Source organism: Phaeobacter sp. CC-HEC084 (assembly GCF_059429255.1).
On sequence record NZ_JCAIJQ010000004.1, the window covers coordinates 454,160 to 467,306 of the forward strand.

Sequence of the window (13,147 nt, forward strand, 5' to 3'; positions counted from 1 at the left end):
GGACATCCCGTGAAATCTGTCAAAGTCTACGGTCCCGGCTGCAAGCGCTGTGAAACCACAGAGAACATGGTCCGCGACGCAGCAGCGAAACTGGGCGTTGAAATCACCCTCGAAAAGGTGACGGACGCGAAATCCATCGCAATGGCAGGTGTCATGTCGACACCCGGGCTCGCGGTGGACGGCAAGCTTGTCCATGTGGGCGGACTTCCCGACCCGGCCAAGCTGGAGCAATGGCTAACCGCCTGAGCAGCCGGATCTAAGCTTTAGCAGCCAATTTGCCTGGACACCGCGGACGATGCGCCAAGTCAACAGTCGCAAACCGGACGCAAAGCCAGTCGCAACGGGCTGGTGGTTTCCCGCCCTGGCATGGGGCATCTCGCCAAAGATGTAGTACACGTGACGTCCTCTGTGCAGCTCACTAAGGGCAGCCGTCCGATCAATCTGGCACCCCGCTCCCAAAGCAGCTTTTATCCTCTCGCAGCGGTGTGGTTGCCGCCCGAACCAAAGGTACAGGCTATTGCGTCCCGAAGTCGCTACTTTCCGTTGAGCAATGCGGTCTGGTTTATCGAGATCGTTCCTGGCGTCAGATAACTGGGCAATTCTGGTGGCAGTAATACCGAAAGGGTTTGCAACCTTTTGCAGGTACGTTCCCTTGCTTCCAGAAGATGAAATTCCAGTAAGGAGGCCGCGGCGGCTGTATCGTTGCGCGCCAGAGCTTCAAGAACCGCGATGTGTTCTGAAATGAGACGGCTGGTCCCCGGCGACCGACCAAGAAGCAGGCGGAACATTTCATTGATTGCCAAGACCAAGCGCGATTTTTGAAGGGTCTTGAGCAAGTGGTCGTTGCGGCAGCCAGACAGCGCCTGCACATGCAAGGCGTTTTCCATTTCGGAAATGTCCTCTGCATCCAGATCCCCGTCGTGGCGGTCCAGCTCCCGTGCCCGCACCAAGGCCCGTTCAATGTGGCTTTTTTCGATATGTGGCGCCGCCTCTGCCAGCGCCACAGGCTCCAGCAGGATGCGCAACTGATAGTGATTGCGCACGTCCAGAGCGGTCAGAACCGGCAACACCCATTTGGAGCGCTCATTCTTCTCTACGATGCCGGAACTGCGGAGTTGCGAGAGCATGTCGCGGACGACCGAGCGGCTGACGGAAAAGCGCTCGGTGAGCTTGCTCTCGTTGATTTGCAGAGGGCCGAAGGGAAGGGCGCGGATCAGCTCATCGCGCAGGACTGGCAGGATCTGATCAGGGTTGGACAGCGCTCTTGGAACGCTGCGGCTTGCTGTTGAATCGAACAGGGCCTGTTCAATCGAATCCCGACGGGGCGGGACAGAAGAATCAGTCCCGACCAGAAAGCCCCGGCCTTCGAAGCGGGTGATCATTTTTGCAGAATGGAGCTCGGCAAGCGCCTTTCTGATCGTGGTTCTGCTGGTGCCGAAATGCCGGGCCAATGGCTCTTCGGTCAGGACTTGCCCCGTCTCCAACCGCCCAGCCTCTATGGCATCTTTGATCGCTTGGGAAATCGATATGTATCTGGGAATTATGGACAAATTTCAAACTTCGCTTTTGCGTTCTGTTTCGGATTCCAGCCACTCAACTGACATGCGCCGAGCCCCTAATCCCCAACTGCAACCTATCTTAGGCCGCTGCACTGGGAAACAAAAGGCTTCCCTTTCTTTAAAATGATCTTATGAATACTAAAGATCATTATAATATGGGAGGACACGAAATGGCATATTCAGAAGCGGCGGCGCAGCCCCCGAGGGCGGATGAACAATCGCATCTGTTAGAAGCTTCAATTTTGCCGGTCTGGCTCAATCAGCGGACCATTGGTGGACTAGGCTACGTGTGGATCTGGATTGGTATGGCGGTCATTATCGCGACCTTCCAGCTCGGCGCGGGCGGGGTTGCCGGATTGCCTCTGGCGACGGTGATCGGAACCATTTTCCTTGCCAATCTTGTGCTTGGTCTGGTGATGGCGCTGACGGCAGACATCGGCACCGAGCATGGCATCAGCTTTGCGGTCTATCTGCGGGCGCCGTTCGGCACCGTCGGCACCCACCTGCCTTCGGTCACCCGCGGCATCGTGGCGGCGGCCTGGTTCGGCATCCAGACCTACCTCGGAGCGCTCGCGCTGAACGGTATCGTGTCCTATCTGGGCGGCTTCGACAGCTGGGTCTTCTGGTATGTCGCCTTCGGCCTGATCCAGATCATCAACACCGCGATGGGCATCCGGGCCGTGCAGCTGCTCGCCAGCATTGCGGCGCCTGCGATCATCGCGATCTCGATCTGGATGTATTACACCCTCGAAAACGTCGCCTCGGCGAGCGGCCATAACATCTGGACCTTTGCCGGTGACGCGGAAATGAGCATCGTTGCGCTCTTCGTGGCCAATATGGCGTTCTGGTCGGCACTTGCGGTGGATATCCCCAATATCACCCGCTTTCTGAAGACGAACGGCGGCGAGAAAAGCTTCTTCCGTCGCAACCGCAACATCTTTGCGGCGCAGTTCATCGCCCTGCCGGTGGCGCAGAGCTGGATCGCGCTGATCGGGGCGGTTTCCTTTATCGCGACCGGAGACTGGAACCCGATCAACGTCATTCAGGCGCAGGGCACCGGGGTGACGCTGGTCGTGCTGCTCGCGATGGTCATCCTCGCGCAGTGGTCCACCAACACCAGTGCAAACCTGATCCCGGCCGCGCTGACCTTTGTGAACGCTGGCGCGCCGCGCATCACCTATGCGATGGGCATCGTGATTGCGGGTATCGTCGGTACGCTCACCATGCCCTGGCTGATCCTGAATCACCTGTTCACCTACCTCGGCATGTATGGCGCGATGCTGTCTGCTGTCGGTGGCATCATGGTTTGCGACTATTTCCTGATCCGGGGTCGCCGCCTGAACGTGCCGGACCTCTACCGCGAAGACGGCCAGTTCCGTTACTTTGGCGGCTGGAACCCGGCGGGTCTGATCGCCTGGGCCGTTGGTGGCGGGCTGGCGCTGTATTTCATCCAATACGCTTATGTCGTCGGCTTCCCGGCTGCGATGGCGGTGTATTTCGTCCTGATGAAAGCCTGGGTTCTGCCGCGTCATCAGCAGGCCGAGATCAACGACCCGGACGATGCGAAATACCTCGCGACTTCGGTGGATCTGAACTGGGTCTACACGGCGGAAAACGGCATGCAGCGGGTCAGAACCGCAGACATCCCGTCGGATGCGATCGCTCGCGAAGACCTCTAAGCCGATCAATCCGGGCGGGGCCAGATCGCACCCGCCCGTGGAGACCATCATGATATTTTTTGAAGAGCACCACTCGACCGGGACAACGACAGTTCCGGTGACGGAACGAACGGCCGCCGCGCTGCACGCGCTGGAATGCTGGCAAGAGACAGGCGCCTGCACCGCGATCACCGCAGAACGCGCGATGAGGCAGGCCGCACAGGCCGAAGACCGCGCGTCCCGTGGTCAGGCGTTAGGGCCTCTGGACGGGATCAGCGTCCTGTGGAAGGACATTATCGACCAGACGGGCCAGATCACCACCTGCGGTTCGGCGCTGCGCAAATCCGCGCAGCCTGCGACGCGGGACGCAGCCTGTGTCTCTCTGATCGAGGCCGCCGGTGGCGTATCGCTGGGGCGGACCGGCCTCTCGGAATTTGCCTTCTCGGGCCTTGGCATCAACCCGCATTTCGGCACCCCGCCCTCTGCCCTGTCAGAGACGGTGCCGCTGCTGCCGGGCGGCTCTTCCTCGGGCTCGGCGGTGCTGGTTGCGGCGGGGCTGGCCGATCTCGGGATCGGCACCGATACCTCGGGCTCCGTCCGGCTGCCTGCGGCGCTGAATGGCATCTTCGGCTTCAAGCCCAGTGCGAGCCGCTATGATCGAACCGGCGTGCACGAGCTGTCCCGGACGCTTGATACCGTTGGCACATTCGCGCGGTCCTTTGACGTGCTGCGCGCAGCGGATCACATTCTGAACACGAGGCCAGCAACCAGCCCCGACACGGCAAAGACCGAGATCCTCGATCTGTCAGAGAGCCTCGGGCCGGTCTGGGACCCGGAGGTCACCGCGGCCTATCAGGCGGCGCTGAGCCGTCTGGACGCTGTGGGATGGACCGTGCGCGCCGCACACCTAAAAGCGGTGGACGAGCTGCGCGCCCTGACCGCCACTGCGGGACCACTGGTCGCGATCGAGGCCCGGCGGAAATATGCGGATCTGCTGGCCAGTGACGAGGCCAGCAAGATCGACCCGGTGATCCGCACGCGGCTGCAGCAGGCGCCGGTCCTGAGCGATGCGGACTATGCCGGTTACCTGCAGAAACGGGAGCAGTTGATTGCGGCGGCCCGCGCCGAGATCGGCGACAGGCTGCTCGCCTTCCCCACGGTGCCCTCGCTGCGCCACCCGCTGCCGGTCTACCTGAACGACCAGAAGGCGGCGCAGGAGCTGAACGCCAGACTGCTCGCGGCCACGATGATCGGGAGCCTGCTGGACTGGCCCGGCCTCGCGGTGCCGCTGCGCGATGCAGCGGGCCGTGTCGAAGGTTCGATCCTGCTGTCCGCCGCCTCTGGCAATGATGAGGGGGTGCTGGCTCAGGCCGAGCAGCTCCTCCCCGCACTTACCCATCCAATCTTCAACATCTAAGGGAGAATGAAATGACAAAGAAAATTTTTGTCGCATATGGCGTGGATGTCGATGCCGTTGCCGGCTGGCTCGGATCCTATGGCGGCGAGGACTCGCCCGATGACATCTCGCGCGGGATGTTCGCAGGCGAAGTTGGCTCGCCGCGCCTGCTGAAACTGTTCGAGAAATACGGCATCAAGACCACCTGGTTCATCCCCGGCCACTCGATGGAAACCTTCCCCGAGGAAATGGCAGCGGTCGCCAAGGCAGGCCACGAGATCGGCATTCACGGCTATTCGCACGAAAACCCCATCGCGATGACCCGCGAGCAGGAGATGGCGATCCTCGACAAGTCGATCGAGCTGGCAACCGCGCTGAGCGGCAAGCGTCCGACCGGCTATGTTGCGCCCTGGTGGGAATTCTCCAATGTCACCAACGAGCTGCTGCTGGAGCGTGGCATCAAATACGACCACTCGCTGATGCACAACGATTTCCACCCCTACCGGGTGCGGGTCGGCGACAGCTGGACCAAGATCGACTACAGCCAGCATCCCGACACTTGGATGAAGCCGCTGGAGCGGGGCGAGGAAACCGACCTGATCGAGATCCCCGCCAACTGGTATCTCGACGATCTGCCGCCGATGATGTTCATCAAGAAAGCACCGAACAGCCACGGTTTCGTCAACCCGCGCGATATCGAGCAGATGTGGAAGGACCAGTTCGATTACGTCTACCGTGAAAACGACTATGCGGTTTTCACCATGACCATCCACCCCGATGTCTCGGGTCGTCCGCAGGTTCTGATGATGCACGAGCGGCTGATTGAATACATCAACAGCCACGAAGGCGTGCAATGGGCGACCTTCGACGAGATCGCAGACGACTTTAACGCACGCGCACCGCGCAAAGCGTGATCCAGACGGTGGGAGGGGCCTCCCCTCCCACCAATAAATCACCAAGCCCGGAGGATATCGGCATGTGCGGATTATGCGGAATTTTTGGCACGGATGACCACTGGAGCGCCGCCGGGTTTGAAACCAGGGCCTCGGCAGATCCGGTGCTGCGGCGGCGGGACCGGACGGCGCGGATCGCAGTGGTCAATCGCATGCTCGCCCGCAGGCGTATCCAGCTCTCGGATTGGCAGGGGCAGAGCTATATCCTGCGCAATCTGACCGGGCGGCAGGCCATTGTCAGCAATGTCACCGAGGTCTGGGCCGCGCTTGAAGCGGAGTTCGGCGGCGGTTTCGACCCGCTGGACCCGGCGAACTTTCCCGCCACCCTCCCCGAGGCAGGAGCGCAGTCATGACGCGTCGCACAGCGGTTCCCATCACCCTGCTGACCGGCTTTCTGGGCGCTGGTAAAACCACCTGGCTGTCGCGCGCGCTGCAAGATGACACCGCAGGCCGCGTCGCCGTTCTGGTGAACGAGTTCGGGGCGGTCGGCATCGACCATCTGCTGGTGGGCACCATTGCGCCCGATACCGTGCTGCTCGACTCCGGCTGCATCTGCTGCCAGATCCGTGGCGAGCTGAAAGACGCGATCCTGAACCTGATGAGCCAAGCGCAAAACGGCGAGGTGCCGGAATTCGACCGGATTGTCATCGAAACCACCGGCCTGGCGGACCCGTCGCAAATCCTGTCGACGCTGACCTTCGATCCGGTGCTGCACAATCAGGTCATCCTGCAGGACGTGGTGACCGTGGCCGATGCGCTGAATGGCGCCGCGCTGCACGCGAAGCAGCCCGAGTGGGTGGCGCAGGTGGCAGCGGCCAGCACGATCCTGCTGTCGAAGACCGACCTCGTGCCCGAGGATCGGCTTCTGGACCTTCAGTTGCGGCTAGGGCTGATCAACCCAACAGCACAGCTCCTCGATGCCAGGCAGTGTCCGACCTTTGCGGATATCGCCAGCGATGGCACCAGCGCCCCCGTCCGGGCGCAGACGCGCGCCCCCTCCCATAGCGACGGCACCGGCGCGCAGACCCTGAGCCTCAGCTTCGGCGATCCGCTCGACTGGACCGGGTTTGTCGTCTGGCTCTCTGCGCTTATCCACCGCCACGGCACCAATCTGCTGCGGGTGAAATGCCTGCTCAAAACGCCCGAGGGGATCGTCCTGATTGATGGGGTCGGCCACACGTTGCACCACCCGCGTCACCTTGACAGTGCGATGCCTTCCGATCAAAGCTCGCACCTCGTATTTATCGGCCGTAACGTGGACATGACGTTGTTGCGTGCCTCGTTTGAAGCCTTTTTGAACGTGAAAACATCCTGACAGACATAAAGCAAAATGCCGGAACCACTGACATCGCCGCCGTTGCATACCAACCCACCCGTGCTGCGCGTGTTGGGAACCGGAGTGACGCTGATCGACACCGTCCTCGCCTCGGCAGAGGCTGATCTGGGTATCCGGCTTGAGTTCACCGCCTTGGACGGGATCGAAGCACAACGTCGTGGTGTACTTGCGCCAGACAGTTTCGACATCTACGACCAGTGGTTTCATGACCTTGATCTGGTCTGGCCTGCGCGTTCGCTACGGCCGATCGAGGTCGATCGGATCGACTGCTGGGACGAGATCTGGTCCTGGCCGGTGCTCCAGAGCGACCTCGACAGGACGGCGCCGCGCGGCACGCCGCGAGACCGGTTATTCGTGCAGGAAAGCGGCGAATTGGGGCCGGCAGCCTCAGGCCAGATTTCCATGCTGCCAACGGTGTATAACGCCGACAGTTTTGCTATCGTCGGAGACAGCACCGCCCCCGAGCCCAGGAGCTGGGGCGATCTTTTGTCCGGGCAATGGCACGGCAGAGTCGCCATTCAGGCGGATGCAGCCATTGGCGTGCCCGATCTGCTGCTGGCCTTGCGCGCACGGGGCGAGTTTCAATGTGATAATCCCGGAAACCTGACCCTCGGCGAAATCGGAAGTTTCATCCGCCTCGTCAAACAATATCAACTGTCGGGTCATTTCGCCGGGTTCTGGACCGATAGGACGCCTGGCGCAGATGGGACCGCAAAACTTTCGACAATGTGGTGGTCGAATTACCTCGCGCAAAAGGCCAAGGGTATCCCCATCCGGATGTGCGCACCGCGCGAAGGCTATCGCGGCTGGTGCGGCGGCATGGCCTTGTCCCGGCATCTCGATCAGCGCACCGAGGACCTTGCCTACGCTTATCTGAACTGGTGGCTGTCCGGCCCCGCAGGCGCGATTATGGCGCGCAATGGTGCCTATATGGCTGCCCCCAGCGCGACGCGCGCGCATCTGTCATCGGTTGAGTGGGATTTCTGGTATGGTGGCAAACCTGCCGCTTGCGAAATCCGTGACGCGTTTGGGAATGTCGTCTATCACCCCGGAGAACGCCGCGAGGGCGGTAGTTATGAAACGCGGCAAAGTCAGATCGTGATCTGGAATTCCGTAATGGAAGAGCACAACTTCCTGGTCCGGCTATGGGATCTGATTACCGCTGACGCGCTGATATAGTGGATCCCCCTGTGTCGAAGCGGATTGCCAGAGGCAGCAGTCTTGTGAAGACTTTGGGGCCATACGATACACCAGACTCTGAAAATCCGTCTGATCCTTCTGAACATGTCGAAACCTAGTTTTTGAATTGATCCGGCCCCCATTTCCATCGCCAGTTTCGCCCTCGTCGATCACCCTGGCGGAGTAGATCCGCGGTAGGCTGGGACAAGTCATACGGTCGTCTCCATGTTTTCTGAAGGGGATAAAAATACCAGTGCCCGTTAAGAAGGTCTCAAACAACCCAGGGCGTTTTTTAAACCTGTGGATTTTTTCCTAGTACCTAGCGACATGCCAAATATTTCGCCGCCGTTCACTGCTTTGTCTTTGTTGACCAATCAATCTCTGAAGTCCGCAAACAGCTTGGCAGAACAGAGTGCGTACGACCTTCCCCCTTCTCCGTTGATGGCTCGCGGCTTTGCGGGCCCATTGTTTCAGTTCAATTTCCCCAAAAGTCCAAGCGCGATTGAAGACTGCCAGCGCGCCATTGTTCGGTCTGGCTGTGACTCGTTGGTAGAACACAAAAACGCCGCTGCCCTTTCGGGCGCGGCGTTTTGCGTTATTTTTGGTTGCGGGAGCAGGATTTGAACCTGCGACCTTCAGGTTATGAGCCTGACGAGCTACCGGGCTGCTCCATCCCGCGGAGATTGTTGGTTATGATCGTTAGAGAGAATTTATTTTGGTATTTACTAGGTTTGGCGGTGACCTACTCTCCCAGGGCTTAAGCCCAAGTACCATTGGCGCGACGGCACTTAACTTCCGGGTTCGGGATGGGACCGGGTGTTTTGCTCGTGCTATGACCACCAAACCGAGTAAATACCAAAAGCTTCCGGCTTTTGGTATTGCGAGCTCCGTTGTGTCACGGGGCGCTTTCCAAAAGCGGAAGGTTTCAGATCAACGTTTTGTCCAGGTTTCGTTTTGCTTTTTGGTGTTTATGAGACTGTCTGTTACTGGAACAGATCAAGCCTATCGGGCGATTAGTACCGGTCAACTGAATGCATTGCTGCACTTACATCTCCGGCCTATTGACGTGGTGGTCTTCCACGGCCCTCAGGGATACCTTGTTTTGAGGGGGGCTTCCCGCTTAGATGCCTTCAGCGGTTATCCTTTCCGATCATAGCTACCCTGCACTACCGTTGGCACGATAACAGGTCCACCAGTGGATCGTTCACCCCGGTCCTCTCGTACTAGGGGCAACTCCTCTCAAGTATCCTACACCCACGGCAGATAGGGACCGAACTGTCTCACGACGTTCTAAACCCAGCTCACGTACCTCTTTAAACGGCGAACAGCCGTACCCTTGGGACCTGCTCCAGCCCCAGGATGAGATGAGCCGACATCGAGGTGCCAAACACTGCCGTCGATATGGACTCTTGGGCAGTATCAGCCTGTTATCCCCGGCGTACCTTTTATCCGTTGAGCGATGGCCCTTCCACTCGGGACCACCGGATCACTATGGCCGACTTTCGTCTCTGCTCGACTTGTCAGTCTCGCAGTCAGGCTGGCTTCTGCCATTGCACTCAACGAGCGATTTCCGACCGCTCTGAGCCAACCTTCGCGCGCCTCCGTTACGCTTTAGGAGGCGACCGCCCCAGTCAAACTACCCGCCACGCAGGGTCCCGGATCCGGATAACGGACCGCGGTTAGACATCAAGAGTGCGAAGGGTGGTATCTCAAGGGAGGCTCCACCGGAACTAGCGTTCTGGTTTCGATGCCTACCACCTATCCTGCACATCACAATCCTGATGCCAGTGCGAAGCTGTAGTAAAGGTGCACGGGGTCTTTCCGTCTAACCGCGGGAAGCCTGCATCTTGACAGGCAATTCAATTTCGCTGAGTCGATGTTGGAGACAGCGGGGAAGTCGTTACGCCATTCGTGCAGGTCGGAACTTACCCGACAAGGAATTTCGCTACCTTAGGACCGTTATAGTTACGGCCGCCGTTTACCTGGGCTTCAATTCGGAGCTCTCACTCCTCCTTTTAACCTTCAGGCACCGGGCAGGCGTCAGACCCTATACGTCGTCTTACGACTTCGCAGAGCCCTGTGTTTTTAATAAACAGTCGCCACCCCCTGGTTTGTGCCCCCGGATCCAAGTTGCCTTGAACCCGGGCCTCCTTCTCGCGAACTTACGGAGGTATTTTGCCGAGTTCCTTCAACATCGTTCTCTCAAGCGCCTTGGTATTCTCTACCAGTCCACCTGTGTCGGTTTAGGGTACGGTCTGATGGAGGGCTATTTCCAGGGACTGCTCAGCAGCCCAACCAATCCGATAAGGCTGAACTACAGTCGCAATCCGTCACATCCTCCTGGCCCAGGAATATTAACCTGGTTCCCATCGCCTACGCCTTTCGGCCTCGGCTTAGGGGCCGGCTTACCCTGCTCAGATTAGCTTTAAGCAGGAACCCTTGGACTTTCGGCGAGAGTGTCTCTCACACTCTTTGTCGCTACTCATGTCATCATTCTCGCTAGTGATCTCTCCACCGGATGGCTCACGCCCCGGCTTCATCGAAAGCCTCTTGTCTCCAATCTTCCCGAAGGAAGTAAGGAGACATGAGACTATGTCACACTACGCTCTGCTACCATGCACTATGTGCATCCTCGGCTTCGGCTCATGGCTTGAGCCCCGTTACATCTTCGCCGCAGGACAACTTATTTAGACCAGTGAGCTGTTACGCTATCTTTAAAGGATGGCTGCTTCTAAGCCAACCTCCTGGTTGTTTTGGTCGTCCCACCTGCTTTCCCACTTAGCCATGAATTGGGGGCCTTAGCCGGAGGTCAGGGTTGTTTCCCTCTCCACTACGGACGTTAGCATCCGCAGTGTGTCTGCCATCTAGTACTCCCGGGTATTCGGAGTTTGGTTAGGATCAGTAAGCCTGTGGGGCCCCATTACCCATCCAGTGCTCTACCCCCCGGGGTATTCGGATGACGCTCTACCTAAATAGATTTCGCAGAGAACCAGCTATCTCCGAGTTTGATTGGCCTTTCACCCCTAGGCACAGCTCATCCCGATCTTTTTCAACAGATGTGGGTTCGGTCCTCCAGTGCGTGTTACCGCACCTTCAACCTGGCCATGCCTAGATCACTCGGTTTCGGGTCTGATCCCACGAACTCATTCGCCCTATTAAGACTCGCTTTCGCTGCGCCTTCGCCTAGCGGCTTAAGCTTGCTCGTGAGACCAAGTCGATGACCCATTATACAAAAGGTACGCTGTCAGCCCTCAAGGGGCCTCCAACTGATTGTAGGCGTTCGGTTTCAGGTACTGTTTCACTCCCCTCGTCGGGGTGCTTTTCACCTTTCCCTCACGGTACTGGTTCACTATCGGTCAGTAAGGAGTACTTAGCCTTCGAAGGTGGTCCTCCGATCTTCAGACAGAATTTCACGTGTTCCGCCCTACTTAATACGTCCATCAAAGCTTCCTGTACGGGGCTATCACCCGCTATGGCTGCGCTTCCCAACGCATTCCAGTCACTTATCTGGCTCGGCTGGTCCCCGTTCGCTCGCCGCTACTAAGGGAGTATCAATTGATGTCCTTTCCTCCGGGTACTTAGATGTTTCAGTTCCCCGGGTTTGCTCTTAAAACCCTATGTATTCAGGTTTTAAGTACCTGGTTCAGCAAGATATTGGCTACCGTGGTAACAATATCGAACTGTCAGGTGGGTTCCCCCATTCGGAAATTCATGGATCAAAGCCTATTCTCGGCTCCCCATGACTTATCGCAGAGTATCACGTCCTTCATCGCCTCTTACTGCCAAGGCATTCACCAAACGCCCTTCTCGCGCTTGATCTGGTCCAGAAAGAGACAGTCTTTGACAACTGTCGGATCCGGAAGCTGGTTCACAACCGGATCATCTGTCTCTGAACCAAAAAGCATACTTTCCCGCTCTTCCATCCTTATGCCTGTGATGTCGGTCGCAGGCGGACGAAAGAACAATGCATGATCGGGTAGATCATGCGGGTTAGTGTACTTGACTTGGACAACTCCGTCGTTTCGAACCGGCATACCAGAAGGCGTCTGAGGAAACATGACGTATCTTCCGGCTTGCCTCACCCCGAAGGGATCGGCACCAATCCGAGATCATCCCCACACTCGGGGCGATCAACGGTGTTGTTGATTTTTCTCTCTATACGATGTCAAAACTGCGTCCGATTGGACGGATAAGAACCACTTGCGGTGCTTATCGATCTAATCGGGGAATGGTGGGTCGAGGAGGACTTGAACCTCCGACCTCACGCTTATCAGGCGTGCGCTCTAACCACCTGAGCTACCGACCCATTCTAAATGGGGCCGATTGCAAAGTGGTGGAGCCTAGGAGGATCGAACTCCTGACCTCCTGAATGCAAATCAGGCGCTCTCCCAGCTGAGCTAAGGCCCCTTGCTGAACCTCAGGGGTCTGAGGCTCGACTGTCTGAAGAGATATGAGGACGGCTCGGTCCTGATGTTGACCGGCTTTGTTTGCCGATCTTCTGCTAAGTGATGCACGAGATTAGCAAGCTAATCTGACTAGCATCATCCTTAGAAAGGAGGTGATCCAGCCGCAGGTTCCCCTACGGCTACCTTGTTACGACTTCACCCCAGTCGCTGAGCTCACCGTGGTCCGCTGCCTCAAAAGTTAGCGCACGGCCTTCGGGTAAACCCAACTCCCATGGTGTGACGGGCGGTGTGTACAAGGCCCGGGAACGTATTCACCGCGTCATGCTGTTACGCGATTACTAGCGATTCCGACTTCATGGGGTCGAGTTGCAGACCCCAATCCGAACTGAGACATCTTTTGGGGATTAACCCATTGTTGATGCCATTGTAGCACGTGTGTAGCCCAACCCGTAAGGGCCATGAGGACTTGACGTCATCCACACCTTCCTCCCGCTTATCACGGGCAGTTTCCCTAGAGTGCCCAGCCGAACTGCTGGCAACTAAGGATGTGGGTTGCGCTCGTTGCCGGACTTAACCGAACATCTCACGACACGAGCTGACGACAGCCATGCAGCACCTGTCACTCGGTCACCGAAGTGAAAACCAGATCTCTCTGGCGGT

At 58.2% G+C, this 13,147-nt stretch carries 8 protein-coding genes, 3 tRNA genes and 3 rRNA genes; 7 read left to right on the forward strand and 7 right to left on the reverse strand.

Annotated features, from left to right (window positions below; genetic code table 11):
- Positions 1–9: 9 nt before the first annotated feature.
- Positions 10–246, forward strand: coding sequence for a thioredoxin family protein (locus AC5SSZ_RS16100; RefSeq protein ID WP_065271767.1), 237 nt, complete (start codon positions 10–12; stop codon positions 244–246).
- 287 nt (positions 247–533) lie between these two features.
- On the opposite strand, the gene AC5SSZ_RS16105 is transcribed toward AC5SSZ_RS16100, so the two are convergent.
- Complete coding sequence (locus AC5SSZ_RS16105; protein ID WP_495438824.1) at positions 534–1,550, reverse strand: GntR family transcriptional regulator; 1,017 nt, start codon at positions 1,548–1,550, stop codon at positions 534–536.
- Positions 1,551–1,729: 179 nt separating this feature from the next.
- Here AC5SSZ_RS16105 and AC5SSZ_RS16110 point away from each other — a divergent pair, with 179 nt between their 5' ends.
- The 6 genes from AC5SSZ_RS16110 (at position 1,730) to AC5SSZ_RS16135 (ending at position 8,081) form a co-directional block, all read left to right on the forward strand.
- Positions 1,730–3,238, forward strand: a complete 1,509-nt coding sequence (locus AC5SSZ_RS16110; protein WP_495438826.1) for an NCS1 family transporter — start codon at positions 1,730–1,732, stop codon at positions 3,236–3,238.
- 49 nt (positions 3,239–3,287) lie between these two features.
- Positions 3,288–4,634 carry an amidase family protein gene (locus tag AC5SSZ_RS16115; RefSeq protein ID WP_495438828.1) on the forward strand — a complete coding sequence of 449 codons (1,347 nt, stop codon included), beginning with the start codon at positions 3,288–3,290 and terminating at the stop codon, positions 4,632–4,634.
- A gap of 11 nt (positions 4,635–4,645) precedes the next feature.
- Entirely contained in the window at positions 4,646–5,527 is an 882-nt protein-coding gene (locus AC5SSZ_RS16120) for a polysaccharide deacetylase family protein (protein ID WP_274836431.1), read from the forward strand.
- Positions 5,528–5,589: 62 nt separating this feature from the next.
- A complete protein-coding gene (locus tag AC5SSZ_RS16125) occupies positions 5,590–5,919 on the forward strand; it encodes a hypothetical protein (RefSeq protein ID WP_274833907.1) in 330 nt (109 codons plus the stop codon).
- Positions 5,916–6,881, forward strand: a complete 966-nt coding sequence (locus tag AC5SSZ_RS16130; protein ID WP_495438830.1) for a CobW family GTP-binding protein — start codon at positions 5,916–5,918, stop codon at positions 6,879–6,881. Before AC5SSZ_RS16125 ends, AC5SSZ_RS16130 begins: the two co-directional genes overlap by 4 nt.
- A 15-nt stretch (positions 6,882–6,896) precedes the next feature.
- Positions 6,897–8,081, forward strand: a complete 1,185-nt coding sequence (locus tag AC5SSZ_RS16135) for an ABC transporter substrate-binding protein (protein ID WP_495438832.1) — start codon at positions 6,897–6,899, stop codon at positions 8,079–8,081.
- A 602-nt stretch (positions 8,082–8,683) separates the two neighbouring features.
- On the opposite strand, the gene AC5SSZ_RS16140 is transcribed toward AC5SSZ_RS16135, so the two are convergent.
- From AC5SSZ_RS16140 to AC5SSZ_RS16165, 6 genes are all read right to left on the reverse strand, one after another.
- Positions 8,684–8,760, reverse strand: a tRNA-Met gene (locus tag AC5SSZ_RS16140).
- Positions 8,761–8,810: 50 nt separating this feature from the next.
- A 5S ribosomal RNA gene (gene rrf, locus AC5SSZ_RS16145) occupies positions 8,811–8,925 on the reverse strand.
- A gap of 148 nt (positions 8,926–9,073) precedes the next feature.
- A 23S ribosomal RNA gene (locus tag AC5SSZ_RS16150) occupies positions 9,074–11,900 on the reverse strand.
- Positions 11,901–12,310: 410 nt separating this feature from the next.
- A tRNA-Ile gene (locus AC5SSZ_RS16155) sits at positions 12,311–12,387 on the reverse strand.
- Positions 12,388–12,412: 25 nt separating this feature from the next.
- Positions 12,413–12,488: transfer RNA gene (locus AC5SSZ_RS16160), tRNA-Ala, on the reverse strand.
- Positions 12,489–12,632: 144 nt separating this feature from the next.
- A 16S ribosomal RNA gene (locus AC5SSZ_RS16165) occupies positions 12,633–13,147 on the reverse strand; the annotation flags it as partial.

Excerpts from the sequence above, each read along its gene's own strand:
- AC5SSZ_RS16110 (WP_495438826.1), top strand. The coding sequence starts at position 1,730 with ATGGCATATTCAGAAGCGGCGGCGCAGCCCCCGAGGGCGGATGAACAA.
- AC5SSZ_RS16115 (WP_495438828.1), top strand. The coding sequence starts at position 3,288 with ATGATATTTTTTGAAGAGCACCACTCGACCGGGACAACGACAGTTCCG.
- AC5SSZ_RS16120 (WP_274836431.1), top strand. The coding sequence starts at position 4,646 with ATGACAAAGAAAATTTTTGTCGCATATGGCGTGGATGTCGATGCCGTT.
- AC5SSZ_RS16125 (WP_274833907.1), top strand. The coding sequence starts at position 5,590 with ATGTGCGGATTATGCGGAATTTTTGGCACGGATGACCACTGGAGCGCC.
- AC5SSZ_RS16130 (WP_495438830.1), top strand. The coding sequence starts at position 5,916 with ATGACGCGTCGCACAGCGGTTCCCATCACCCTGCTGACCGGCTTTCTG.
- AC5SSZ_RS16135 (WP_495438832.1), top strand. The coding sequence starts at position 6,897 with ATGCCGGAACCACTGACATCGCCGCCGTTGCATACCAACCCACCCGTG.